Annotated in this window: 25 protein-coding genes and 2 riboswitches; of the genes, 12 read left to right on the top strand and 13 right to left on the bottom strand. The window is 35.4% G+C overall.

The window, feature by feature from the left end; all coding sequences use genetic code 11:
- Nucleotide 1: 1 nt before the first annotated feature.
- The 3 genes from GTK47_RS10840 to thiD form a co-directional block, all read right to left on the bottom strand.
- Nucleotides 2-631 (bottom strand): 4Fe-4S single cluster domain-containing protein, encoded by a 630-nt coding sequence (locus GTK47_RS10840; RefSeq protein WP_165123116.1) that lies wholly within the window; start codon nt 629-631, stop codon nt 2-4.
- Nucleotides 631-2,469 (bottom strand): AAA family ATPase, encoded by a 1,839-nt coding sequence (locus GTK47_RS10835; protein ID WP_165123114.1) that lies wholly within the window; start codon nt 2,467-2,469, stop codon nt 631-633. The genes GTK47_RS10840 and GTK47_RS10835 overlap by 1 nt, the downstream gene beginning before the upstream one ends.
- A gap of 158 nt (nt 2,470-2,627) precedes the next feature.
- A complete protein-coding gene (gene thiD / locus GTK47_RS10830) occupies nt 2,628-3,425 on the bottom strand; it encodes a bifunctional hydroxymethylpyrimidine kinase/phosphomethylpyrimidine kinase (protein WP_165123112.1) in 798 nt (265 codons plus the stop codon).
- 51 nt (nt 3,426-3,476) lie between these two features.
- Nucleotides 3,477-3,565, bottom strand: a riboswitch (TPP riboswitch).
- 164 nt (nt 3,566-3,729) lie between these two features.
- On the opposite strand from thiD, the gene GTK47_RS10825 reads away from it, so the two are divergent.
- Entirely contained in the window at nt 3,730-4,329 is a 600-nt protein-coding gene (locus tag GTK47_RS10825) for a hypothetical protein (protein WP_165123110.1), read from the top strand.
- Between the two features lie 620 nt (nt 4,330-4,949).
- Complete coding sequence (pagP, locus tag GTK47_RS10820) at nt 4,950-5,585, top strand: lipid IV(A) palmitoyltransferase PagP (protein ID WP_165123108.1); 636 nt, start codon at nt 4,950-4,952, stop codon at nt 5,583-5,585.
- A 117-nt stretch (nt 5,586-5,702) separates the two neighbouring features.
- On the opposite strand, the gene GTK47_RS10815 is transcribed toward pagP, so the two are convergent.
- A complete protein-coding gene (locus GTK47_RS10815) occupies nt 5,703-7,085 on the bottom strand; it encodes an amino acid permease (protein ID WP_165123106.1) in 1,383 nt (460 codons plus the stop codon).
- 149 nt (nt 7,086-7,234) lie between these two features.
- Nucleotides 7,235-7,411: a PhoP/PhoQ regulator MgrB gene (gene mgrB / locus GTK47_RS20515; protein ID WP_164996175.1), complete on the bottom strand. Its 177-nt coding sequence runs from the start codon at nt 7,409-7,411 to the stop codon at nt 7,235-7,237.
- Between the two features lie 338 nt (nt 7,412-7,749).
- On the opposite strand from mgrB, the gene GTK47_RS10805 reads away from it, so the two are divergent.
- The 3 genes from GTK47_RS10805 (at nt 7,750) to brnQ (ending at nt 10,719) form a co-directional block, all read left to right on the top strand.
- The gene (locus GTK47_RS10805) at nt 7,750-8,136 is read left to right on the top strand and encodes a helix-turn-helix domain-containing protein (RefSeq protein ID WP_165123104.1); all 387 of its coding nucleotides are present in this window, start codon (nt 7,750-7,752) and stop codon (nt 8,134-8,136) included.
- Nucleotides 8,137-8,263: 127 nt separating this feature from the next.
- Entirely contained in the window at nt 8,264-9,070 is an 807-nt protein-coding gene (gene yidA, locus GTK47_RS10800; protein ID WP_165123102.1) for a sugar-phosphatase, read from the top strand.
- Between the two features lie 302 nt (nt 9,071-9,372).
- The gene (brnQ, locus tag GTK47_RS10795; RefSeq protein WP_165123100.1) at nt 9,373-10,719 is read left to right on the top strand and encodes a branched-chain amino acid transport system II carrier protein; all 1,347 of its coding nucleotides are present in this window, start codon (nt 9,373-9,375) and stop codon (nt 10,717-10,719) included.
- A 109-nt stretch (nt 10,720-10,828) separates the two neighbouring features.
- On the opposite strand, the gene GTK47_RS10790 is transcribed toward brnQ, so the two are convergent.
- Together GTK47_RS10790 and GTK47_RS10785 are read right to left on the bottom strand one after the other, a co-directional pair.
- Nucleotides 10,829-11,668 (bottom strand): N-acetylmuramoyl-L-alanine amidase, encoded by an 840-nt coding sequence (locus GTK47_RS10790; RefSeq protein WP_165123098.1) that lies wholly within the window; start codon nt 11,666-11,668, stop codon nt 10,829-10,831.
- A gap of 99 nt (nt 11,669-11,767) precedes the next feature.
- A complete protein-coding gene (locus tag GTK47_RS10785) occupies nt 11,768-13,240 on the bottom strand; it encodes a sodium:alanine symporter family protein (RefSeq protein ID WP_088495266.1) in 1,473 nt (490 codons plus the stop codon).
- A 1,345-nt stretch (nt 13,241-14,585) separates the two neighbouring features.
- Between GTK47_RS10785 and GTK47_RS10780 the strand changes: the two genes are divergently transcribed.
- Nucleotides 14,586-14,819 carry a DNA polymerase III subunit theta gene (locus tag GTK47_RS10780; protein ID WP_165123096.1) on the top strand — a complete coding sequence of 78 codons (234 nt, stop codon included), beginning with the start codon at nt 14,586-14,588 and terminating at the stop codon, nt 14,817-14,819.
- 104 nt (nt 14,820-14,923) lie between these two features.
- On the opposite strand, the gene yebF is transcribed toward GTK47_RS10780, so the two are convergent.
- Together yebF and GTK47_RS10770 are read right to left on the bottom strand one after the other, a co-directional pair.
- Nucleotides 14,924-15,313, bottom strand: coding sequence for a protein YebF (yebF, locus tag GTK47_RS10775; protein ID WP_075674065.1), 390 nt, complete (start codon nt 15,311-15,313; stop codon nt 14,924-14,926).
- Nucleotides 15,314-15,409: 96 nt separating this feature from the next.
- A complete protein-coding gene (locus GTK47_RS10770; RefSeq protein WP_165123094.1) occupies nt 15,410-15,592 on the bottom strand; it encodes a YoaH family protein in 183 nt (60 codons plus the stop codon).
- A gap of 107 nt (nt 15,593-15,699) precedes the next feature.
- On the opposite strand from GTK47_RS10770, the gene pabB reads away from it, so the two are divergent.
- The 4 genes from pabB to mntP all read left to right on the top strand — a co-directional run bounded on the left by pabB (nt 15,700) and on the right by mntP (nt 20,460).
- Nucleotides 15,700-17,085, top strand: a complete 1,386-nt coding sequence (pabB, locus tag GTK47_RS10765) for an aminodeoxychorismate synthase component 1 (RefSeq protein ID WP_165123092.1) — start codon at nt 15,700-15,702, stop codon at nt 17,083-17,085.
- Nucleotides 17,072-17,635, top strand: coding sequence for a CoA pyrophosphatase (locus tag GTK47_RS10760; protein WP_165123090.1), 564 nt, complete (start codon nt 17,072-17,074; stop codon nt 17,633-17,635). The genes pabB and GTK47_RS10760 overlap by 14 nt, the downstream gene beginning before the upstream one ends.
- 184 nt (nt 17,636-17,819) lie before the next feature.
- Complete coding sequence (locus tag GTK47_RS10755; protein WP_165123088.1) at nt 17,820-19,181, top strand: L-serine ammonia-lyase; 1,362 nt, start codon at nt 17,820-17,822, stop codon at nt 19,179-19,181.
- Between the two features lie 493 nt (nt 19,182-19,674).
- Nucleotides 19,675-19,787, top strand: a riboswitch (yybP-ykoY riboswitch).
- Between the two features lie 85 nt (nt 19,788-19,872).
- Nucleotides 19,873-20,460, top strand: a complete 588-nt coding sequence (mntP, locus tag GTK47_RS10750; RefSeq protein ID WP_006533102.1) for a manganese efflux pump MntP — start codon at nt 19,873-19,875, stop codon at nt 20,458-20,460.
- 91 nt (nt 20,461-20,551) lie between these two features.
- On the opposite strand, the gene rlmA is transcribed toward mntP, so the two are convergent.
- Nucleotides 20,552-21,367 (bottom strand): 23S rRNA (guanine(745)-N(1))-methyltransferase, encoded by an 816-nt coding sequence (gene rlmA, locus GTK47_RS10745; protein WP_165123086.1) that lies wholly within the window; start codon nt 21,365-21,367, stop codon nt 20,552-20,554.
- A gap of 147 nt (nt 21,368-21,514) precedes the next feature.
- Nucleotides 21,515-21,928: a phosphate-starvation-inducible protein PsiE gene (gene psiE / locus GTK47_RS10740; RefSeq protein WP_023581865.1), complete on the bottom strand. Its 414-nt coding sequence runs from the start codon at nt 21,926-21,928 to the stop codon at nt 21,515-21,517.
- 235 nt (nt 21,929-22,163) lie between these two features.
- Between psiE and GTK47_RS10735 the strand changes: the two genes are divergently transcribed.
- On the top strand, nt 22,164-22,610 hold the full coding sequence (locus tag GTK47_RS10735) for a universal stress protein (protein WP_165123084.1): 447 nt from the start codon (nt 22,164-22,166) through the stop codon (nt 22,608-22,610).
- A 252-nt stretch (nt 22,611-22,862) separates the two neighbouring features.
- Nucleotides 22,863-23,447, top strand: a complete 585-nt coding sequence (locus GTK47_RS10730) for a GrpB family protein (RefSeq protein WP_165123082.1) — start codon at nt 22,863-22,865, stop codon at nt 23,445-23,447.
- Nucleotides 23,448-23,521: 74 nt separating this feature from the next.
- Here the strand turns inward: GTK47_RS10730 and GTK47_RS10725 are convergent, their stop codons facing one another.
- Nucleotides 23,522-24,340, bottom strand: coding sequence for an MBL fold metallo-hydrolase (locus GTK47_RS10725; protein ID WP_165123080.1), 819 nt, complete (start codon nt 24,338-24,340; stop codon nt 23,522-23,524).
- 208 nt (nt 24,341-24,548) lie between these two features.
- Nucleotides 24,549-24,986, bottom strand: coding sequence for a universal stress protein (locus GTK47_RS10720; protein WP_075674138.1), 438 nt, complete (start codon nt 24,984-24,986; stop codon nt 24,549-24,551).
- Nucleotides 24,987-25,134 lie beyond the last annotated feature (148 nt).

Raw genomic sequence — 25,134 nt, 5'->3', positions numbered from 1 at the left:
CTTATCTTTTTATCTGTTTTAATTGAATATCTTGTTGTGCTAATACTTCACGCAAACGAGCCATATCGCCTTTTTGAGGAATACCTGTAAGATAAATACGTCCTTGGTTATCCATTGAGAGATCAAGCACTTTATCTTCTTCGTTCACATTTCTATCAAAAACATTGAAACGCGCGCTCCCCATCGCTGTTAAACAATGGAGTTGCTGATCATCACTACCTCGTAACATCAAACTTTGCGTAGTTTCCACTTGATATCGACCACTCATTAACGCATCAATTAAGCCTGACATTTTAGTAACTTGAGGTTCTATCTCATCCCAGTGATAACCACTGTAAATAAAAATATCCCCTGCAAATTGCTGACGTAATGCAATTAATAACACATACAGCGCCTCTGGTTGTTCAAAAGGTTCACCACCAGAAATCGTAATACCATCAGCAAATGCAAACCAAGGTTGAATTTGTTGAATAAGCATGTCAACTGAGGTGCTTTCGGCTTTGCTTTCCCATGTATCTGGCGATAAACAGCCTTTACAGCGTAAAGAGCATCCTTGAAACCAGATACCAATTCGTTTTCCTGGCCCCAATGTTGTCACTGGAAAGTGAATTCGAGATAAACTGATCTGCATTAATTTGCCTGTGGCACCAAAATAATATTGGTCATTTCACCTATTTGAATGTCAGCAATTTGATAGGCTTTTCCGACTGCCAAATCACTGTCAAAAATAGCTCTTGAGAGCGGATTAATTAAATAAACCTCTAATTGGTTACGAATACCACGACCACCATTTGATAAGTCAGATAAGCAGTAGGATTTTAAAGTCGATTTAGCCGTTTCTGATATCGACAATGTGAGGGATTGTTTATCAAGGCCAGATAAGATATTTGCGACCATTTGTTCAAATATCAGCTCTGCAACATCTTCTCGAATAAAATCAAAGACAATAATGTTTTCACCAATACGGTTTAATAATTCAGGTCGATTTAAAACCAATTTAAAATGACGCTCTATTTCACTTTTCACTTTACGGCTGACATTTTCAAAAGGTTCATGAGGCAGAACATTCGCCACTCTTTCGCCATTATTATCAACGCGATAAATCCCAAGATTTGAGGTAAATATAATTAAAGCTTCAGAAAAATAGACGCGATCACCACGCCCCGAGGTTAATACCCCATCATCAATAATTTGTAGAAATTTATCCATTAAATGAGGATGTGCTTTTTCTATTTCATCAAATAACACAACACTAAAAGGCTTTTCGCGAATAGCATTGGTTAATTCACCGCCAGAGTCATAACCAACATAACCCGGAGGCGCACCAATTAAACGTTGATCTGCGTGTTCGGCACTAAATTCAGACATATCAAAACGAATATAAGCACTTTCATCGCCAAACAGCAGTTGTGTCACCGTTTTCGCTAACTCAGTTTTACCTACCCCCGTTGGCCCTGCTAAAAACAATACGCCCCGAGGTCTTCCGCCTTTATTGCTACCTACGCCTGTCATTGCACGCTTAATAATATCTAATAAATGCGTAACCGCGTGTTGTTGTCCTTTAACACGACGTTGTATAACTTGTGGTGCATTACGAATTTTTTGTTTATCAATTTTTTGCCAAGGATCTTCCGTAATACCGACTTTGTAACGTCTTACCGCATCACTAATTCGCGTTATTTCCACTTCTTCAATACGCGCCAATTGCACTATCGCCACTAAATCCAGCAGTAATAGCCCTTCTGTTTCATCGATAAAATCATTAAGAAGCGACTCTTTTTCACTCTCTATAAGCGATGAAAAACCAGCTAATGACACCAATAAATTAGGTGCTAACGCTCTGCGGATCTGACTATCAGGTTTTGCAACAGGAATGGCTCGAATTCGAGGATTATTAACGGTAAACCAATCCGGTAGATCAGTTTCTTTTTCCACTACCCAAAAAACACTATTAAAGAAAGGTTGATTATGTTCACCAGCCGGTCTTGCTTTAGCTTGGTGAGAAGTCACTAATGCTCGTGTAAATAAGCTATGTTCGGCAGGCGTAAGATTATCACGATGAGACAGCAAACAAGAGGCGAAATCAATGCATAACGCAATCGGCTGACCCGTTATTGTTTGCCACTTTTCTAATACGCTATTTAAGCTATCGATATTGCCTGATGCGCGATCGCCCGTGACAGTTAATCCTAATTGTTGCATTAACATTGCGCCATCTAGTAAAGATTGCGTAGGATTAGCGACCCATTGAAACCCAGCTAACGGCGTGTAAGTGATGATATGAACGTAACCCACTTCATACAAACTGTTATAAAGTGACTGGTTAAAAGGCAGTGGTGTTATTACATTGGGTGCAACTTCACTAGCTTGTAAGTCGCGCACATTACCGAATAACACAAACTGGCTTTTCAATGGAATAAAGCGAAGTAAATCACGTAACCAGCGTGGCTTTTGAAAAGCAGTATTCATATCATCCCTTATTGAAAATAAAATATATCTTACCTTAGTTCCTCAATATACAGGCTGTTTATATTGAGGACAGTGTTAATTATCTAGAGAGTTTGATCATAAAAATGAAAATAGAGCCATAAAGACTCTATTTAAGATAAGTGTTGTTGTAAGCCACATTACCACCAGCGATGAAAATGGTGTACTGGACCAAAACCTTGCCCAACTTCTAAACTGTCGGCATGTTCTAATGCTTGTTGTAAATAGGCTTTTGCTTGTTCAACACAAGTTTGCCAATCAGAGACTTGAGGACGAATAGCAGCCAAAGCGGCTGAAAGAGTACATCCTGTACCGTGGGTATTTTTTGTATTAACGCGTTTTGAAGTAAATCGCCACTCACCATCTTGAGTAAATAACCAATCAGGGCTTTCATTTTCAGTTAAATGTCCCCCTTTCATCAACACCGCTTTGCATCCTTGTTTTAGCAAAGCATAACCTTGTTGCTTCATCGTTGTTTCATCTTGAGCGACTTCACAACCTAACAGTGCTGCCGCTTCAGGTAAATTAGGCGTGATCAAATCAACCAGAGGCAACAGCTGATTAACCATTTTATTAACCGCATCTGGTTGCAATAGCGGATCACCACTTTTTGCAATCATCACGGTATCAAGTACAACAAAAGGAATGGCGTATTGCTGAAGTTTGTCACAAACCACATCAATAATCGCGGCATTAGAGAGCATACCAATTTTGGCACTATCAATTCGAACATCAGACAAGACAGCATCTAATTGAGCGGCAACAAAATCGGGGGATAAATCATAGACACGACGAACACCACAGGTATTTTGAGCAACAAGTGCTGTCATTACTGTTGTGCCGTAAACACCCAGTGCGGAAAATGTTTTCAGATCAGCCTGAATACCAGCACCACCACTAGGATCGGTGCCTGCGATAGACAATGCATTGAATCTCACTGATTAACTCCTCCTTTCACCAGTTACAGAAAAGTCGGGCTCTGTTAATCAGCAGAGTTACCTTGACTTCCCTACGCTGGCATTATCCAGATCAGGTTATACGGGTTCATCTCAGCCATAAGGCGCCCCGAGCCAAAGCCTGTAAATTCAGGCGATAAAGAGTATCGCATGCTCAAGATAAAGATGCTAGTAACCAGCGAGGATCGCCTTGTATATTTTTATCCGTTTTAACGATAATCGATATATTAATTATCAGAAGAAGTGAATATGATAGATCATCAAATGAAATAACATAATAAAATCAATGAATTATAAAGACTATAATATAAATCTTGATAAATTATTAAGAATAAATAACGCCAATGTTGAAAATACAATTCACTTTTTAAATGAAGGAGTTAACGATATTTCAATAAATTATTTTGAAATTCCAATCGGATACCGTTTAGTTAAATCATTACGTAAAGATCAATACAGACTTATCACCGCAGATAAAGAAAGTGAAACAGCCTACCTTGTTGAACTTAGACTTCGGCAAGATATTGTTTATGGAAAAACAACGTGTACTCAAATAAAAGTTTGGCGTTCCCGTCTTTCTAAACATCGTGATGCAAATAATGATTTTCCACGATCTATAGTCCATCACATCCTAAATGATTATCACATTATGATCACTTTAGAAGACCAACTAGGGATAAATAAACGATTTTGGGACATAATGATTTCATGGGCTTTTAGCAAAAAATATTTTATATCTCTTTCAAATAGAACAAAAGGTATTCATTCACTAACTACGATAAACTGTTTAGATGAACTTTATGAAAAATGGGAAAATTATTACTGGAGTAAAGATCACGATACCCATCGGCTACTTATCATTAGCCAAGAAAAATTATCTCAATAATAAACAATATATTTCCTAAAAATGTGTGAATAAACATTATCCACATATTTTTGTTGCGGGATAATCTGCACAAAAAATCGGCATTACGCTAAAAAAACTTATACCACTTAAACGATTTATAAACCAACACAGAGTTTTTCTTTTTTTTATTTAACTCTTCTTATTCGTTACTCTATTATCCTGCTGGAAATTTATCTCTTTTGATAAATTGATGTTATTGATATTAAATTTATCTCGAATTGATATCAATATTTCAATTAAGTCATAAAAATAGATATTTTGTAGATTTTTTCTGTTGAAAATGACTAAGTCTAAATTATATCTTGAAGGCCTTATTTATCAGTTATTTATTTTAAATCTAATAAAAAATTAATTTTTTATTAAAAACAATATATTACCATAAAAAAATAACAGCATTTAATATCAGACAAAATTACGTTTATAAGTACAATAAATCTACTCATTTTCTTCTTAACCGATTCTAATCTCTTAAGATTTTATTTAAGAAGTAAAGTTTCAGATACCTCTTATCTTAAATACTTGTCGATTAAATAACACTATTAGTAATGTTTATTTGTCATCACCAGAATCACTGTTTATGCCGTACTCGGAGTTATATTATGTCATCATCCTATTTTCACTCTAGCGTATTAGCTACAACGCTGTTTTCACTTGCGTTAACTACTTCTGCTTTCGCTTCTGAAAATAATACAAATACCCATCAGATTATTACGACAGAAAACCAACCAATCACCAGTAATGCGTCTCAACCTAATAATGAAGAGAGCTACTGGGGAAAATTTAAGCGTAATATTAATCAAACTTGGGATAACGACCAATATAATTACTATTTACCAGTATGGACTTGGCATAACCGTTTTACTTACGATAAAGAAAAAACTGATCGCTATAACGAAACACCTTGGGGCTTTGGTATGGGTAAATATCGTTATGATAATGATGGTGATTGGCACTCTCTTTATGCAATGGCATTTATGGATTCAAATAACCGAGTACAGCCTATTATGGGCTATGGTTTTGAGAAAATGTGGTATCCCGGTGATAGAGACGGGTTCCGTATGGGCGCAGGATTTACGCTAAGTATTACAGCGCGCCATGAATATGACTATATTCCTATGCCACTTCCTTTACCGTTAGTTTCCGTCGGCTACGGGCATCTTTCACTACAAGCGACCTATGTACCAGGAACTTATAACAACGGTAATGTGTTATTTGCTTGGTTACGTTGGCAGTAGTTTCCTTATTTTGTCTATCAGAATAAATGTAAGCAATAAAAATAGAACATAAAAAAAACGCATCATTTAGATGCGTTTTTCTTATTCAACAAAATGACTCAATCAATCTGTAATAACTTAAATATCTTGGCTTGCTTGAGTACTATTAGGTGTTTTCTTCATACGGGAAATCTTAAATCCAACCCATAAGAATGCAATCCAGAATGGCATTAAAATCACCGAAATATTCACTTGTGGCATAAATAAGATAATCACTAAAATCATGCATAAGAAAGCAAGACAGATGTAGTTACCATATGGATACCAAAGTGCTTTAAAGAAAGGCTCTACACCCTCTTTGTTTTTTGCAGCTCTGAATTTTAAATTCGCCAAACAGATCATGATCCAGTTAAGCACTAACGTAGTAACAACTAACGCCATCAATAGCTCTAACGCCTGATCAGGTAATAAATAGTTAACTAAAATACCTAATGACGTCGCAATTGCCGACAATAATAACGACACAACTGGCACACCGCGTTTATTAATGCGAGAAAGTGCTTGTGGCGCATTACCTTGTTTTGCCAAACCATAAAGCATGCGGCTATTAGAATAAACACCACTGTTATAAACAGACAGTGCAGCTGTTAATACCACCGCATTTAAAATATTCGCAATTAGAAAATTATCCAAGTTATGGAAAATTAGAACGAATGGGCTTTCACCTTTAACAACTTGAGTCCAAGGATAAAGTGAAAGTAACACTAATAACGAACCGATATAGAAAATTAAAATACGATAAACAACTTGGTTAGTCGCTTTCGGGATACTGACTTTTGGATTTTCAGCTTCAGCGGCAGTGATCCCCACCAGCTCAAGTCCACCAAAAGAGAACATTACAATGGCTAATGCAGACATAAATCCCGTAAAACCATGAGGGAAAAAGCCTAACTCCCATAAATTGCTGACAGAAGCTTGAGGGCCACCATTACCACTCGCCAGTAAGTAGCTTCCAAACAAAATCATTCCGACAATCGCCAATACTTTAATAATGGCAAACCAGAACTCTGTTTCACCATACATTTTCACGTTAATCAGATTAATTAAATTGATTGCTACAAAGAAGATAGCAACAGAAACCCAAACAGGAATATCGGGTAACCAATAGTTAATGTATTTACCTGCCGCAGTTAATTCTGCCATGCCGACAAGAATAAACATTACCCAGTAGTTCCAACCAGATAAGAAGCCTGCAAATGGGCTCCAATATTTATTAGCAAAGTGACTAAACGAACCCGCAACTGGCTCTTCGGCAACCATTTCGCCTAATTGGCGCATGATCATAAACGCAATAAAACCACCAATAGCATATCCTAAGATAACTGATGGACCTGTCATATTAATTGTTTGCGCTATACCAAGAAACAGACCAGCGCCGACAGCACCACCCAGCGCAATTAGCTGGATATGTCGATTTTTCAGACCGCGCTTAAGTTCTGTCTGTTGCGACTCTCTCGCCATACATCCTCTTCTCTTTATTATCTTATCAACTTAAAGTGTAAACTAATGTTTACGATTTTGTTTATTTCAAGCCACCATTAAAACACTATTCCGACTTGAATAACAAATACATTTTATGCTAGGCGAAAAATAATAAGAAAAGCTATCTTTTAGTGATGTTTAGAGGGGAATAATGTGGTAAAGCGGCAAAGACCTTGTTGGAAATCCTCTCCTCGATCGCAAAAATTATCTAAAGCCACAAGATAGAGGCCAAAGGTAATGGCCAATGCAATAATTAAGCTAATAATTATTTTCTTTGCGTTCAATTTAAAATCCTTTAAATACATTTTGTTAATATGGCTTATCACATTATAAGCATTCGCTTAAATACGATAACAAGACAGGGAGTTGTTGTTATAAAATCCGCAATCAATTATCTCTATGAGTAAATTTAGCATAACTTTCATTATGAAAGGTAAACGCTTCCTCGACAGACTTCAGATAATTTGCATTATTTCGCTCTAAACTGTATGCAAAATGACCTTATATTATTTAATTACACATTTTGCCAACGATTAGAGATAGCTATCCATTAATATGGATTTCTCTGTCTGCCATTTTTTGTATAAGATTAGGGAGTTAATTTTGATTTTTACCTTAACTTCATTGATAGAATGGAACTGTAATGCCACAAGATAATCATCTCGCATTGGTTTGCGCGCTAAGTAAATGGATTGAGGAGCATTTAGGCCGGGTTATCCATCTTGAAGAGTTGGCGGCTTATTCTGGGTATTCTCTTTGGCACATGCAGAAAATCTTTAAAGAAGTCACAGGCACCTCTTTAGGAAAGTATATCCGTCAGCGTAGATTAGCTGGCGCTATTCATTTATTACGTACCAGTGAACGCTCTATCTTCGATATCGCCCTTGATTTCGGCTTTGGTTCACAATCTCACTTTACTTATATGTTCCGTAAAGAGTATGGCATCACGCCTTTCGATTTTCGGCAAAATCAAGAGATCATTTTAGAAACCAAACAGCCTTTACATTTACAATCACCTTGTTGTGATTAACCCTTCCATTTATGTGACATTATGCAGATAGCCTTAAATGTCACATAAATAATACTCAAGCTATGTGATGATAGACCGCTTCGTCCTTCCTTTATCATGATTGCTTTTATTTTATATGGGGATGCTAATGAGTATTAAGCTTATCGCTATTGATTTAGATGGAACCTTACTCAACAAACAACACGAAATCACACCCGAAGTACAAGAGGCTGTTCAACGAGCCAAAGAAGCGGGTGTTAAGATTGTACTGGCTTCAGGGCGCTCTTTTAATGGCATCTCCCCTTATTTAAAGATACTCGGTCTTGATACTTCGGATTGTTACTGTATTAGTAATAATGGTAGCCAAATTCATCAAGCAGATAATGGTGAAGTCATTATTCAGGATTTACTCAATTTTGAAGACTACCTCTATTTTGAAAATCTCGCTCGTGAGATAGGCGTTCATTTTCACGTCATTAGTGACAATAAAATTTATACCACTAATCGCCATATTAGCCATTTCACCTGCCAAGAAGCTTTCTTATCTTGGACACCGCTTTATTATCGCCCTCTTAATGAAATGCAATCTGATATGCGTTTTAGTAAGTTTATGATTGTTGATGCACCTACCGTTTTAGATAATGCCATTCAATATCTTCCTGCTAATATTTATGAACAATATAGCATACTACGTAGTGCTCCTTATTTTATTGAAGTGTTGAATACCAATGTTAATAAAGGAAGTGCTATTCAGAAAGTGGCGGAACATTTAAAAATCACACAAGAAAAAATTATGTGTATTGGTGATCAAGGTAACGACTTAGCAATGCTAAAATATGCAGGATTAGGTGTTGCGATGGGAAATGCGCCTGAAAAAGTGAAGAAAGTTGCTAAATTCGTCACACTTTCTAATGAAGAGCATGGTGTTGCAGTCGCTATCAATAAATTTATTTAAACACGATCTTTTTTGTGTTTTATCGCGAATGTTTACAAAATTATATAGCAATTGTGATCCTTAGCAGAGGATCACACTGCTTTTTGACTAAAAAAATAGCCTTTTATTATTCTATAATTATTGTTAGATAAACGTTAAACCTGCCTTTCTTCTTACATATCCTTCAGAATTTGTTACTATCAATTCACTTTTCGTTATTCAAACTGCATTTTCACAACATATTAAGCTCTTAAGTAAGCTAAATGTAGAATAACAAATATAAATCATTTATATATTTTCTTCACAGACAGGTAGTTTTAGTTATGCTTTCTACAAAAGATATGCTCGTTCTTGGAATGATGGTTTTTGCACTCTTCCTCGGTGCTGGTAATATTATTTTCCCCCCTATGGCGGGTTTTCAATCAGGAAACCTCTGGTTTAGTACATCCTTAGGTTTTCTTGTTACGGGTGTCTTACTCCCTTTCCTTACTTTGGTTATTGTAGCAATTCGTGGACGTGGTGAGCGCCTTTCTGTTGATTTGCCTTCATGGGTTGCCGTTATTTTCTGGGTAGCGCTGTACCTTATCGTAGGCTCTACTTTTGCAATGCCTCGTGTCACCAATACCGCTTATGAAATGGGTTTCTTACCTTTAGGGCTTGTTGAGAAAAATACGGCAACACACCTTACTTTTGCACTTATTTTCAATATCACTAGTATGTTCTTCATGCTAAAACAAGGCACCATGATCAGCGCCATTGGTAAGTTTATGACTCCGGCACTGTTAGTCCTGCTGGTAGTTGTGGGCATTGCTGTTGTAGCTAAACCGATTTCCCCAATTGGTGAACCAACAGGTCTTTATGCGGTAAATGGTTTCTTCTCTGGCTTTATTGATGGTTACCAAACCATGGATGTCCTTTCTGCCATGGCATTTGGTGGTATCGTTGCTCGTGCTTTATATACCAAAGGTATTACTGAACCGCGTCAGATAGGCTTTATTACCGTAAAAGCTGGCATGATTTCAGTTTTACTATTAGCTGCACTTTATCTATGCCTTTTCTATTTAGGCGCCACTAGCCATTCTGTTTCTGTTTTTGCAGATCCTGCACTCAATGCCACTAACGGTGGTCAAATTTTCTCACGTTATGTTGATGCACTATTTGGCTCTGTGGGTACTTGGTTGATGGGCGGTATTGTTTTATTAGCCAGTATGACAACTCTTGTGGGTGTAACAAGTGCTGCTGCGGACTACTTTGCGACATTCCATCATCGCTTAGGCTATCGCTTTTGGGTTGTTGTCTTTACCTTAATGACCACAATTGTATCAACGTTCGGCCTTGATACTTTATTGCGTGTGACCATTCCTGCGTTATTAATGATTTATCCAACATCAGTCACATTGGTATTGCTACAATTTATTCGTAATAAATTAAAAGCACCCCGCTTTACCTATCGCTTTACCATTGCAATCATTGTTTTGATGAGCCTTTTCGACACATTGAAACAATTGAAGTGGTTAAATGCTGATTTACTACAATTATTTAGCTATATTCCACTTTCTGATTATGGTTTAGGTTGGGTATTACCCGGTGTGATTGCATTTGTAATTTCGCTGGTTGTTAGCTTAAACCTTAAAGAAGAAAACCTTCCAGTAGGAAATACAGCAAAATAATCAGCATATAATACCTAATTTGTAATACTGATTATAAGTTGATAAAAAAAGCGTCTGCCAAATTTCATATTGGAGACGCTTTTTTCTTGTCTAATTATCACATAAAATTTTAAATCCGGTATTTTTCAATCAATGCCCTTAAAATCGCTTCTGATTGAGCATCAGGGATCCCATTGGCTTTTGTCGATCTAAAATGCATTTGGAAGGCCTTCACGACTTTTTGTGCTTTATTATCTAACACACCATTTGTTGGTGTTTGATAACCATATTGCTGTAATAATTTTTGGAAATTTGCCACATCAACAGGCTCTGAAGGATCTCTACCTGCTAAATAAGTTTGCACTAACTCCTTATCAGGCCAAGCACCTATTCCTTGGTTTGCTAATCTTTCCCAAGGGAATAAAGGCCCCGGATCCACTTTTCTTTGAGGTGCGATATCACTGTGACCTAAAACGTTTTGAGGCTCGATATCATAACGTTCAATAATATCTTTCATCACTACTGACATAGTCACAATTTGATCTGCGGTATAAGAATACCAATACCTAAACTTACCATTATCACGGTAACCCAGATTGACTATCTCAATTCCAATGGAGCAATTATTCAAGCTAGTTGCATCTCCCCACTGGCTAATACCCGCATGCCATGCGATTTGTCTTTCATCCACTAATGAAGTGATCACTGGCTTTCCGTCAATAGATGAAGGATGTGTAGGGATCAAATAATGGCTACTGACTCGCCCCCCAGTAAGAACTTTCAGTGAGCGTTCATCATCTAGCGCGGTATAGTGCATCACCAGATATTTTACACAGTCATTAGCTTCCTGCTTATTAGGAATAACTTTAACTATATATTCACCTCTATCAATAAATTCTGATTGCTTGGCACAACTGGTTAAGAGACTTATTGCAATAAGTAATCCTATGTAATACCGACTAGACCTCATTTCTGATCCTTGATTTAATATTCCCAAAGTTAAATTGTAATAAAAAAACCCATATTAAAAAATATGGGTTATGTGTTTTGACGCTTTTTTATTATTACTTTAGTTATTGCCCACTTTTTCACATCGAACTAAAGGCTCATCAGGAACAATATTCTCATCCCAAATCCCTTCTTCAATATCATCTTGCAACTCTGGATATTGGCGAATATCAAATGTAGGCAGTAAACCGGCTTGTCGTTGCTGGTTATAATCTTTAACTAATTTTAAAGCGACACCAGAAAGCAAGATGATTGCGATTAAATTAGTCATTGCCATTAATCCCATTGAGAGATCGGCCATTTTCCAAACAAGAGGCATATCCGCTAAAGCACCAAACATCACCATAGCTAAAGCCGCTGAACGTAAAAGAAATAACCCTGTTGTGTGATTACGCCCAAGGAAAATCATATTACTTTCTGCATAAGCATAATTAGCAATAATAGAGGTAAAAGCGAAGAAGAAAATGGCAATCGCAATAAACGTACTTCCCCAACCTCCCACACTCGATGACAATGCCAATTGTGTTAATTGGATACCGTTAATGCCTTCTGGATAACTATCGAGTACGCCTGATGATAAAATAATCACCGCAGTAGCACTACAAATAACCAAGGTATCCATAAAAACACCTAGCATTTGGATATAACCTTGAGATGCAGGGTGTGGTGGATAAGGTGTTGCTGAAGCCGCGGCATTAGGTGCTGACCCCATACCTGCTTCATTAGAAAATAGACCGCGCTGAATACCTTGTGTCATCGCTTGGCTAATACCGTAAGCAATTGCGCCCGCAGCAGCTTCTTGTAATCCAAAGGCACTTTTAAAAATTAAAATAAAAACTTCAGGTAAGCGCTCAATATGATCTGCAACAACCCAAAAAGCCAATAATAAATAAGCCGTTGCCATAATAGGAACAACTAATTCAGCAACTCGTGCAATCCAACGCAGGCCACCAAAGATAATAAATCCGCTGGTTAGTACTAAAAAGATCCCCACATAGAGTGGATCAAAATTAAAGGCAGATGCTGTGGCTTGAGCAATAGAATTGGCTTGAACAGCATTAAAAACTAAACCGAAGGCGATAATCAAGAAAATGGCGAAGAGAACACCCATCCAGCGCATTTTCAATCCTTTAGTCATATAATAAGCAGGACCACCACGGTAATTACCATCATCATCTTTTGTTTTATAAAGTTGCGCGAGCGTACTTTCTATTAATGATGTCGCCATACCAATTAAAGCAACTACCCACATCCAAAAAATAGCGCCAGGGCCACCTGCTGTTAAAGCAATTGCGACTCCCGTCAAGTTTCCAGTACCTACACGCGCAGCTAAACTAGTGCATAATGCCTGAAAGGAAGAGATCCCTGATTTATCTGACTTGTGGCTATTTTTTAAAATAGAGAACATATGACTAAAATGTCGGATTTGTATAAATCCAGTACGGATAGTAAAGTAAATACCTACTCCAAGAAGTAAGTAGATAAGAACATATCCCCATAAAATGTTATTCGCAAAGTTTATTAGCCCTGTCAAATTAATCCCCTTATATAATAACGTATATAACCTATCCTTACATCGCTATTGAAATAAAAAAGTAAGCAGATATCGTGTAATTAAGTCAATTACTGATTCGAATCCGTCTTAAAGTAATATCAAAAATTACTGTGTGAAAAGCGAACCAAATGTAACACAACATCGCACTGGATGTATATTTTTTGTTTATTTTTTTACATGTTATTATTTTAATTTAATTATCTCGTTAACTAAAATAAACAATATTACAAAATAAAAAAACCATACATATCATTAAGATAAATAATTATTTATTTATTTCATTAACTCATAAAAGTAAAGTAAATACTTTAGTCATTAAGTTAATCAGTCATTTTAGAAAAAAGAATAAACAGATTAAAAAAACATCAATTAATAATCTTCTCTATTTATCTAAAATAAAGTTTAAATAAATTATTAAAGTGGTTAATTAAGACATTCTTTAATATCTGACTCAACATTTCGATAATTAACATTTAAGAAATAAAGATTTTTACAACAATTAACAATAAATATTTTATATTGTTTTATCGATAAAATTGCTTTAATATTAATAAGATATTAAGGTGTGATAAAAAATAACTTTACATTTTTATTTGTTCATACTTTCCTAATGTATTAATTCTAACATGATCGCTTATCTTTCATTTTTAATGAATAGTATTGATTGATTTTTCTTCTCTTTTTTATTCACTTGCTATTCATTAATAGTCTCATTATTTTTTGAACATTAATTAAAGTTTAATAACACTTTATTTCATATTAATAAAAAAATGCAGAATCACGTAAGTTTACCTATTAACCATTTAGTTAATTTTATTTATACTATATTTTTCCCTGGTGTTGTATTAATTTTCGCCCTGTTTCCCCAACAGGGCATTTTTTTATCCCAATATTTCAGCGCCTTATCGTAACCCTCTGTCAAATAATGCAAAATAAAAACACATAAAACACCTAATTGATAAATTAACATTATTTACCTATTTTTAATGCAAAATCCTTCGTTCTTTTCATTGATCTAAATCAAATTAAATATTCATATTATTTACTCTTTTCATAGGTAAATTGCTTTTTTCTCTATTTTAAAATCTATTTAATAAGGATTGAAAATGTTTGTTTTATCATTAACCTTATTTGAATTACCCATAAAGTGGTATAACAATTAAAGAGGAATAAGATTTTATTGTTATACTTAATAGCCTTGATTAAAAATCACTCCAAATAAAATACATCATTTTTACTACACATTTATGACTAATATCTTTATTTGCTTGCATTAATAAGCATGCTCTTTTACCTTACTTATATCGTTTTAGAGGGATAAATAATGGGTTATAACCTTTCAGAATTGACACAAGAAGAAAAAGATAAGCTAAATATATGTTTAGCTGCTTCAGGCGTCGCTTTTAAAGAACGCTATAACATGCCCGTTGTAGCAGATGCTGTTTTAAGAGAGCAACCTCAAGCTTTTCATGCTTACTTTCAAGAAAGGCTGGTATTTTATCGCGCAAGAAGCCAACACTATTCTCGTTTACCTTATGAACCACAGGTAAAAAAATAGTCAGATACTCTTCGTTATTTTGATAATGGTAAAAAAAAGAGATAAACCTAGGTTTATCTCTTTTTCTTTCAATAGATTAACTAAAACTTACTATCGCCTATCTATTATTTAGGAGAAACATAAGTAATAGTATTGTCATCACAATTGACTTGAACATTGTAACGAAGATCTGTTCTCGCCCCTCTTACATTCAATACCATCTGATAGTTATTATCCATCTTAATAACTTCATTGGCATTAATACTAGCAACAGGTTTTGATCCTAATGCATTTTTATCATCTTGCCAGCGAGGTAAACGATTTTGTAGATAATCATTTTTTACTCTTGTAACAAGTTGATTGTTATCTAAATTAACGCAACTCGCAAAGGGAGCAGAACGCACAATATCTTTATTAACCTTTTCGATACTTTCTGCAGATGCTCCAAAGGAAACAGCAAGTAAAAGACCTGCTCCAAGTATCCCTGTTTGACCAATAAACTTGCTTAATTTCATATAACCTCCCGAAAATATCCTTTAAAACAGGATGTGTTTTCATTAAGCATAGCACATGGTCAATAACACAATTGTGACATTTGTTAAAAAAATGTTTTATTCATTCTCATCATCAAATATGATGGAAACAGATTCACGGGTTGTATGTTTCTCTCTTAATTCTTGGGCGATTAACTGAATTGCCTCTCCGCTGCTCATTCCCTCAGCCATAAGAGATTGAATTTTTTCTACTGCTTTTTGTTGTTCTTCATGTGTTAATGTAGGCATTCCTAGAAACATAATGTTACTCTTATCTTTATTAACGTCTATTTTGTATTTACATGAATGTAATCTTTTTGATTACAATTTAATGTGCGAATAATACACTTTGTTTATATGGTCATAAGATGGATATGCAATTACAACAACGTGAATTAACTTATACCCCTGATCTAGCATTACGGGTATTTTCTCCTATTGCGTCATTGCCTTGGTCTAGTTTACTTCATTCTGGCTTTGCCGAACATCCTCATAACCGTTTTGATATTGTTGTCTCCGATCCGGCTGTCACTTTGGAAACGCGTAAGCAAACAACAACCATTAAAGAAAAAAAGGGTACGGTGAAACGTTCTAAAAAAGATCCCTTTACACTTATTCAATCTACGCTAGAACAATTCAATTTCCACCCAGAGCATAATGAATCGTTGCCTTTTTTGGGGGGCGCTTTAGGTATTTGGAGTTATGACTTAGGTCGTCGTTTTGAAACTTTACCTGAAATAGCGAAAAGTGAACTTAATTTCGCAGATATGGCAATAGGTATTTATGATTGGGCGCTTATTGTCGATCATCACTTAAAAAAGGCCACTTTAATTAGTTATCACAATATTGATGAGCGCTTACAGTGGCTAGAAAGTCAAACGTCTACATCTATTGATACTACATTTGCTTTAACAACCGATTGGCAATCAAACATTAGTAGTGATGAATATAACGAGAAAATTGCTAAAATCCATCAATACTTACTTTCGGGTGACTGCTATCAAGTTAATTTAGCTCAACGTTTTTGTGCAAATTATACAGGTAGTGAATGGAATGCATTCTTAACATTAAATCAAGCCAATAAAGCGCCATTCTCTTCATTTATGTGTTTACCCAACAATTTTGTGATTAGTGTTTCACCAGAGCGCTTTATTCATTTAGCTGATAATAAAATAGAAACACATCCAATAAAGGGAACGCTACCTCGTAAAGCATTGCCAGAAGAAGATAATGAACAAGCACAACTATTAGCAAATTCGCGTAAAGATCGCGCTGAAAACTTAATGATTGTTGATTTAATGCGTAATGATATTGGCAAAGTTGCAGTAACAGGCTCAGTAAAAGTGCCAGAGTTATTTGTTGTTGAACGCTTCCCAGCAGTGCATCATTTGGTCAGTACGATTACAGCGCAGTTACCTTCTCATCTAGCAGCAACTGATTTATTAAGAGCGGCTTTCCCCGGTGGTTCTATCACTGGAGCACCGAAAATCAGAGCGATGGAGATCATTGAGGAGCTTGAACCTCATCGTCGCCATGGGTATTGTGGTGCAATTGGTTATATCAGTTTTTGTGGCACAATGGACACCAACATCAGTATTCGCACTTTATTAACTGAAAAAAATAAAATTTACTGCTGGGCAGGTGGTGGTATTGTTGCTGATAGCATAGCTGAAAAAGAGTACCAAGAAACATTCGATAAACTTGGGCAAATATTAACTGTTTTAAGTGAGTCTACTGTCGATGACACCCATTGATACTTTTATCAATCGTTTTCAACTCACATTACCAGATGACAAGGTAAATCAGCCTCTTCATACCCAAAAATCGGCAGCCGTCTTGCTGCCGATTATCAATAAACCTAACCCAACGTTATTATTAACTGAGCGTGCATCAACGTTACGCTCTCATGCAGGGCAAGTCGCTTTACCCGGTGGTAAACGCGATCCTGAAGATAGCAACCTTATTGCAACTGCTCTCAGGGAAGCACATGAAGAAGTGGCTATTCCACCTAATGCTGTATCCGTTATTGGCCAGTTAGCTCCTTTACAAAGTTCTAGCGGATATTTAGTCACTCCGATTGTGGGCGTTATTCCTGCGGGTTTACCTTTACGCCATAATCCGGCTGAAGTCGCCTCTATCTTTGAAATGCCATTAAGCCATGTACTTAATGCCCAACATTATCAACCATTAGATTTTCATCGTGCTGGTGAAAATCATCGTATCTACTTTTATCCCTATAATGGACATCTTGTTTGGGGGTTAACCGCCGCTATTTTACATAGACTCGCTTTGCATATTACTTAATACGCTATTTTATATTCAGACTGTGCTTTTTATCACCGCCTTCACAACTCTACTTAGCTATTTTAAAAAAATGTTGTAAACTACATCATTAACGGGACGATATAATCGTAAAAACGATCCCTTTACTATAAATAACTATATTTTATTCTTTTTAACCCTCTCTCTTATTATTAAGGAGTCTGACGTGATTAGCGTTTTCGACATGTTTAAAGTGGGCATCGGCCCCTCTAGCTCTCACACCGTAGGGCCAATGAAAGCGGGTAAAGAATTTGTCGATGATTTAGTCAGCCAGGAATTGATTGCGTCTGTCACTCGCGTAGCTGTTGATGTTTACGGCTCCTTGTCTTTGACAGGCAAAGGTCACCATACTGATATCGCAATTATTATGGGGTTAGCAGGTAACGCACCAGCTACTGTCGATATTGACAGCATTCCCGGTTTTATTCGTGAAGTTGAAGAAACTGGCAAACTATCATTAGCAAACGGCCTAAAGGTGGTCGATTTTCCAGCAGAAAGTATGCATTTCAGCAATGATAATCTGTCATTACATGAAAATGGTATGACAATCCATGCATTAGCAGGTGACAAAGAAGTCTATAGAAAAACCTACTACTCTATTGGTGGTGGTTTTATCGTTGATGAAGAAAATTTTGGTAAATCAACATTAAATAGCAAGCCAGTTTCATACCCTTATGCAAGTGCAGAAGAGTTATTAAAACACTGTAAAGAAACGGGTTTATCCATTTCTAGCTTAATGATGAAAAATGAGCTAGATCTGCATACTCAAGCAGAAATTAATGCTTATTTCGCTGATGTTTATAAAACAATGCAAGAGTGTATTGAACACGGTTTAAATACAGAAGGCGTATTACCAGGGCCATTACGTGTACCTCGTCGTGCTGCTGCATTAAATCGCTTATTAACATCAAGCAACAGCCTGTCAAACGATCCAATGAAAGTCGTTGACCTGATCAATATGTTTGCACTGGCAGTTAATGAAGAAAACGCAGCAGGCGGACGCGTTGTCACTGCACCAACAAATGGTGCATGTGGTATCGTTCCTGCTGTATTGGCTTACTACGATCGTTGTATCGAACCTGTTACACAAGAAACCTACTTACGTTATTTCTTAGCCTCTGGTGCAATTGGTATTCTTTACAAAATGAATGCTTCTATTTCAGGTGCTGAAGTAGGTTGCCAAGGCGAAGTTGGTGTAGCTTGTTCAATGGCGGCTGCGGGTCTTGCTGAATTATTAGGTGGAAGTCCTGAGCAAGTCTGTATTGCTGCTGAAATCGGTATGGAACACAATCTTGGTTTAACTTGTGACCCAGTTGCAGGTCAAGTTCAAGTTCCTTGTATTGAACGTAATGCTATTGCTTCAGTTAAAGCTGTTAATGCCGCACGTATGGCAATCCGTCGTACCAGTGAACCTCGTGTTTCTCTCGATAAAGTCATTGAAACTATGTATGAAACAGGTAAAGACATGAATGCTAAATACCGTGAAACATCTCGCGGTGGTCTTGCAATCAAAGTCCAGTGTGACTAATTAGCATTATTTAGACGGAAAAAGCCATTCAAAATGAATGGCTTTTTTATTTTAGCTACTTTATTTTTAATCATCGCTTAACCCTTAGATAACTAAAGATAATAATCATAAAGTAACCATTTAAAATTAAGTAGTATATCTTTCTATAATTTAAAATTTTCTTATTTTTCTATATTAAACATAAGTATTAAATATACGCATTAAATATAGGCTCATTTAGTATTCATTTAATTTTATAAAGAATAAAGCTTATAATTTTCAGGTGTATTTATTTCCATAAAAAATTAATTTCTTATTATAAAAATAATTAAAACCCATTGTTTATTATATGGTTAATTATTCATCATATTGAAATTTATCATTATTTTAACATCTGACTATTATTTATAATATATTTAAAAACACTCAACTCAATAATGATAATTATTATCAATATTGAGTTGAAATATAATAAATAATATGTTGCCTTTCGAAAATAATATGTTATCTTCTGCACCAAGTCATTGGGGAGTAGCCTGTCTTAAAATAAAAAACATTATTTTAAGAAATCTGTATCAACATACTCGCTTATTTTCATCTAGCGTGGTGCAGATGCCGTAATACGGTTGGCAAGACCATAGACACATGATTGTACTTCTTTGGTTGGGGGTCAATTGTGTGTATATGGAAATACCCCAACCGAGGCTTTATTATGAGTTTCTACGCTACTATCATTCTCGCCCTAGCCCTTTCTATGGACGCATTTGCTGTTGCAGTCTGTAAAGGTGCCACATTACACAAACCTCGTTTTCGAGAAGCACTCCGCACTGGATTTATATTTGGTATTATTGAAGCCAGCACTCCTGTTATTGGTTGGGCACTAGGTTTATATACTAGCCAATATATTATTCAATGGGATCACTGGGTTGCCTTTGGATTACTGTTTGTTCTTGGTAGCCGAATGATTTACCAAAGCTTAAAACGTGGTGATGATTGCCCTTGTGAAGAAGATGCCCCACAACGCCACGGCTCACTGTCTTTAATCGCAACAGGTATTGCAACAAGCCTTGATGCAATGGCAATTGGTGTCGGTTTAGCGTTCCTTCAAGTCAATATTGTTCATACCGCGATGACGATTGGTATGATGACTATGATTATGGCAACTCTGGGTATGCTAATTGGCCGTTATATTGGTCCAGTACTGGGAAAAAAAGCAGAGATTATCGGTGGGATTGTATTAATTGCAATCGGCTTTAATATTGTCTTCGAACACTTAGAATTATTTATGTACGCTAAATAATCGCTAATAAAGTATATTAAAAGCTTAGGTTTGAAATATCACAGCCTAAGCTTTTTTATTAACTTAATAAAATATTTTTTATTTCGCGTGATTAAGCATGACGTTGGTAAACACGAATTAAAAAATCGGTTTCGCATTCAAAACTTTTACTTTCCGCTAATGATTGTTTTACTTCTTCACTTGCACGCCATGCAAATGGTGTCATTTGCAATAAATCAAAAGCCTGCTTACCGTTTAAATTCATCATATAAGCAACTTGATGTTCAGATACTTTATTAAATCCATCAAAATATTCTTCTTTTAATGGATGAAGATGTACTTCTGAATAAATCAGTGCTTTTAACTGATAGAGATGACGAGGTGCTGGTGTAACAGTAATGATATAACCATTGTGGACAATAACTCTTGCTAACTCATCACTATTACAAGGGGCGTAAATACGCACAACTACATTTAAAGAGGCATCACAAAAAGGTAAACGTTGACTTGAAGCTACACAAAAGTGAATTGATGAATAACGTTTAGCAGCATACTTAATCGCAACTTTAGAAACATCTAAACCATACACTTGTGGGTTATGTGATTTTAGATTTTGATAAAACTGATTGGTGTAATAACCTTCACCACAACCAATATCCAATACAACACTGTTATCTTCAGGCAATAATGTTTGTATTAACTCAGCCACTTTATCTCGCATTGGCTGGTAAAAACCTGCATCTAAAAACTCACGGCGTGCGTTGATCATTTCAGCGCTATCACCAGGCTCTTTTGAGCGCTTAAATTGCACTGGTAACAGATTTACATACCCTTCTTTAGCGCAATCAAACTGATGATTATTATCACAGATCCAACTGTGAGCCTGAAGAGAAAGCGCCTGATAACATAATGGACATTGATAGGACATAGTAATATTTTTTGTATAACCCAGAATAAAATTAGGAGAGATAATAACATACCTCTCCTAATCTTGCGGAAAACCTTACTCTTTATTTTTAGTCTTAAACTATGCTTTCTATACTAAATCGCTTAACAGCTACAACCTATAGGCGAATCAAGTTCGTTTAAGTTTTTCAGTGTTAGCGATAAATAATGCAATAACTAACAGCAAAATTGCACCTGATTGAATTAGCGTATCAACAGAGTCTTTATGCTCAACAATAATTAAACGCACGATTGCCGTTATTCCAATATAAATAAAATATCTAAGAGGGAAATGCCCGCCAGATAAAAAATACTTAACAATAAGTGCAATAAACTCAAAATAAAGAAAGTAGATCAAAATACCTTCTAGCAATTGATAAGACGACTCTTCTGCACCTAAATTAAATAATAATGAAGCAATTACATACGTTTCTTTGATAAGAAAACTGACCAAAACAATCGCTAAAATAAGTAATCCAATATTAAGTACCCACTGTAATATAGTGGCAATACATTTCAGTAAGTCTTCGCTTGATTTTCTCATATAAACTATAACCTAGTGGGATCATTCCATGATGTGTAAAAAATAATAAAAGGCCTATTAGGCAATTTTGCTAAATTTTAATGGATTTATGCATTCATCACACTATTTTTTATCTTTTAGAGCCAAAAAGCCAAGAATAATGATGCAATAATCGCAATATTTACTTTTAAATTTCAACTTGTAAGCCAGTTTACTTATACTTAATTTAAGAGCTAATTTATTGAAAAGGCACACTATGGCTAACACATACCTCGTTGCAATTGATTTATTAGAAGATAGCAGAATTCAGCGCATGATCGAAGATATTCACTTCCTAGCTAGGAAACCAGAAAATTATTTCCATTTCATTACCGTTATGCCTAATTTACGCTCTTTAGAAGCTTATGGACTTAATTGTGATAGCATGCCTGTCATTGAGAAAAAGCAACAAGCTTTAGTTTTATTAACCGAAAAATTAGAGCAATGTGTAAAACAACAATTTAACTTACCCAAAGAACAATACCAATGTCATGCCATTATTGGCACGCCTAATTATAATATTCTAGAGTTAGCAGAAAAAATTGATGCGGATACCATTATTATAGGTTCCAGTTCACGTAACCAACGCAATATATTACTAGGCTCAACAGCGGATTATATTGTAAACAATACGTCACGTTCAGTAATGGTTATTCGCAAATAAAATCACTAGCCCTCTTTCTTTTTGGCAATAATACTAGTTTATTTATTGCCAAAAGAACTCTGCAATTATCTTCGTTATAAATAGCACTAAATGCGCCTTAATTTTTTCACTTCAAATAGTTAACTTGTTAGAATGCTCACCAAAAAACTAAAATTTCAGGTCTTTTTTATCGCTATTTCTGCTTTTATCCTAAATTTAATTCCAATACATTTATTTTCATTCTCTGTCTTCCAAACCTTAAATGAGATACTTATGAATCAAGAACTAAAACAGAAAATCTGTACATTTGAAGAAGGTTCTCCTGATGAAAATCCGTGGGTAAATGGAAAACCAACACCAAGTGTAATAAAGATTGAGCCGTATAATGCATTATGGGTAACATTATTTAATCAACAAAAAGAAAATATTATCCAAAAATTAAAAGATAAATGTTTAGGTATTGAGCATATTGGCTCAACAGCAGTACCTGAGTTAGATGCAAAGCCGATCATTGATATTGATTTAATTGTTGCAGATCCCGCTGATGAATCAAGCTATATTCCTTGGTTAAATCAGTTAGGCTATGAACTTACAGTAAGAGAACCTTCGTGGTATCAACATCGTATGTTGAAACTAGAAACACCCAAGGTGAATTTACATGTTTTTGCGCCTAATTGCCCTGAACATCTTAGACATATTCTATTTAGAGATTGGTTAATTAACCATAAAGAAGATAGAGAACTGTATATCGATGCAAAACTTAGTGCAAAAGAAGATGTTGAAAATGTACATCAATATAACCAGAAAAAAGATCACGTTGTAAAAGCTATTTATCAGCGAATTTTTGATTCACTTTAAACAACCTTTTCTCTTTTTTATTTCATATCCTCACGCAATTCCTGAAGTGAGGATATAAAATTTATTGTTTATTTTTATTCAAAAGATAAAGATTGTCCTGCATTAAAATCTTTCGCATTAAGATATTTTCGCCCTAACATGCCAGTACAATGACACCCATAGACATCAATATTTTTATCTATGGCTTTTTTCGCGCGCTGTAATGCTGATGGTGTTGCACAACGTAAATGCAATCCTCCTACAATCGCTTGAATTTGATTATTTCCTGTTATTTTTTTCGCGTGCCCTATGATGGATTCAATACCTGAATGACTACAACCAGTAATAATCACTAAGCCTTTTTTTCCTTGCCAAACAACAAAGCTATCATCAAGAACATAGTCATCTTCTTCACCTGATTCATGAATAATAACACCGTAGCGTTTATTCACTTGACGTTGAGTCACTTGCCCCGAATAGATAAAGTTTTCTTCAATTGATAACGGTGCTTGCGTTAATTCAAAAGAGAACTGCGCTTCGAGTTTTGCACGATCAAATAAAGGCGCTAACCGTTTAAATTTAATATTTTTATTGCCTAAAAAAAGTGCCGAATAACGTACAGAAAATAAATGAGGATGAGCGATAATACGTGGTTTATACGTGAAAAAATCTGTTGGCAAATGTGTGAGTCCACCAAAATGATCATAATGCCCATGAGACACAATAATTGTTTTCAATGTGGTTAAATCAATACCCATTTTTTTGGCATTTGAAATAAAAGTAAGGTCTTTTCCAGTATCAAAGAGAATTTTAGTTTGGCACTCATCATCTTCTAACAATAATGACAAACCAGGATAATGGTTAAGTTCAGGATTAATCGTTTTATTTTCTAGTAATGCGGTGATCGTTAACATAGGGGTTTTTAATTATTATCAGGAGATAACTTATAGTAATTAAAAAAAGACTTTGTTCCAAATATAAAAGCTACCGTTCTGTGCGATTGCTTTACCTTTTGAGTTGTATAATCGCTGTTATGTGCGAACGGAACATAACAGCGATATCACTAAATCTGCAAATTTTCTTATTTATTGTTTATAAGCACATTAGGCTTATCTTACTACCCTATTTTCTTACTACCATAACAGAACGTTTTGCATAACGTGTAATATCTGCTGCCGTTGAACCTATATGATATGAATCATCTTCTGGATTATGCGAACCAATCACAATTAAATCCGCATTCACTTCATCAGCAACCTGCAATATTGCATCTCTAGGTGTACCAATACAAATGTGAGTTTGCATTCTATCGTCAGGTAAATCAAAACGTTCGATTATTTTTTTAAGTTCTTTTTCCGCAGACGTTTTTAAGCATCCTTGATCTAATTGATCACCATTCATAACAAGTCGATAATAAGAAGATTGTGGAAGTTTAGGAAGTACATACAAAAAGTGAACATAAGGATCTTCATTTTTTGCAATATTTTCCACCAACGGAATTGCTTTGTTCATCAGGTTATCTTCATCAATATCAATGGGAACCAAAATATTCTTATACATACCGCCTCCTTTTATTTTAATTGTAGGATAGTGTATTTTTAGAAAAATACCGGATGCAGTTAACATATTTTAAAAATATTTTATTTCAGAAGAGTAACGTCTAGTTTTCACTCAAAAAAATAACAATAAAAACGAATAAAAAAAAATA

Origin of the sequence: Proteus sp. ZN5 (assembly GCF_011046025.1) — a bacterium.
Lineage (GTDB): Bacteria > Pseudomonadota > Gammaproteobacteria > Enterobacterales > Enterobacteriaceae > Proteus.
This window is presented reverse-complemented; position numbering and strand designations above follow the sequence as displayed.

Coding starts and splice junctions, on each gene's coding strand:
- GTK47_RS10735 (WP_165123084.1), top strand. CDS start 22,164: ATGGCTAACACATACCTCGTTGCAATTGATTTATTAGAAGATAGCAGA.
- mntP (WP_006533102.1), top strand. CDS start 19,873: ATGAGTTTCTACGCTACTATCATTCTCGCCCTAGCCCTTTCTATGGAC.
- GTK47_RS10725 (WP_165123080.1), bottom strand. CDS start 24,340: ATGTTAACGATCACCGCATTACTAGAAAATAAAACGATTAATCCTGAA.
- GTK47_RS10770 (WP_165123094.1), bottom strand. CDS start 15,592: ATGTTTCTAGGAATGCCTACATTAACACATGAAGAACAACAAAAAGCA.
- GTK47_RS10720 (WP_075674138.1), bottom strand. CDS start 24,986: ATGTATAAGAATATTTTGGTTCCCATTGATATTGATGAAGATAACCTG.
- GTK47_RS10780 (WP_165123096.1), top strand. CDS start 14,586: ATGGGTTATAACCTTTCAGAATTGACACAAGAAGAAAAAGATAAGCTA.
- psiE (WP_023581865.1), bottom strand. CDS start 21,928: ATGAGAAAATCAAGCGAAGACTTACTGAAATGTATTGCCACTATATTA.
- GTK47_RS10790 (WP_165123098.1), bottom strand. CDS start 11,668: ATGAGGTCTAGTCGGTATTACATAGGATTACTTATTGCAATAAGTCTC.
- rlmA (WP_165123086.1), bottom strand. CDS start 21,367: ATGTCCTATCAATGTCCATTATGTTATCAGGCGCTTTCTCTTCAGGCT.
- GTK47_RS10840 (WP_165123116.1), bottom strand. CDS start 631: ATGCAGATCAGTTTATCTCGAATTCACTTTCCAGTGACAACATTGGGG.
- brnQ (WP_165123100.1), top strand. CDS start 9,373: ATGCTTTCTACAAAAGATATGCTCGTTCTTGGAATGATGGTTTTTGCA.
- GTK47_RS10760 (WP_165123090.1), top strand. CDS start 17,072: ATGACACCCATTGATACTTTTATCAATCGTTTTCAACTCACATTACCA.
- GTK47_RS10825 (WP_165123110.1), top strand. CDS start 3,730: ATGAATTATAAAGACTATAATATAAATCTTGATAAATTATTAAGAATA.
- GTK47_RS10835 (WP_165123114.1), bottom strand. CDS start 2,469: ATGAATACTGCTTTTCAAAAGCCACGCTGGTTACGTGATTTACTTCGC.
- GTK47_RS10805 (WP_165123104.1), top strand. CDS start 7,750: ATGCCACAAGATAATCATCTCGCATTGGTTTGCGCGCTAAGTAAATGG.
- GTK47_RS10730 (WP_165123082.1), top strand. CDS start 22,863: ATGAATCAAGAACTAAAACAGAAAATCTGTACATTTGAAGAAGGTTCT.
- yidA (WP_165123102.1), top strand. CDS start 8,264: ATGAGTATTAAGCTTATCGCTATTGATTTAGATGGAACCTTACTCAAC.
- yebF (WP_075674065.1), bottom strand. CDS start 15,313: ATGAAATTAAGCAAGTTTATTGGTCAAACAGGGATACTTGGAGCAGGT.
- mgrB (WP_164996175.1), bottom strand. CDS start 7,411: ATGTATTTAAAGGATTTTAAATTGAACGCAAAGAAAATAATTATTAGC.
- GTK47_RS10815 (WP_165123106.1), bottom strand. CDS start 7,085: ATGGCGAGAGAGTCGCAACAGACAGAACTTAAGCGCGGTCTGAAAAAT.
- pabB (WP_165123092.1), top strand. CDS start 15,700: ATGGATATGCAATTACAACAACGTGAATTAACTTATACCCCTGATCTA.
- pagP (WP_165123108.1), top strand. CDS start 4,950: ATGTCATCATCCTATTTTCACTCTAGCGTATTAGCTACAACGCTGTTT.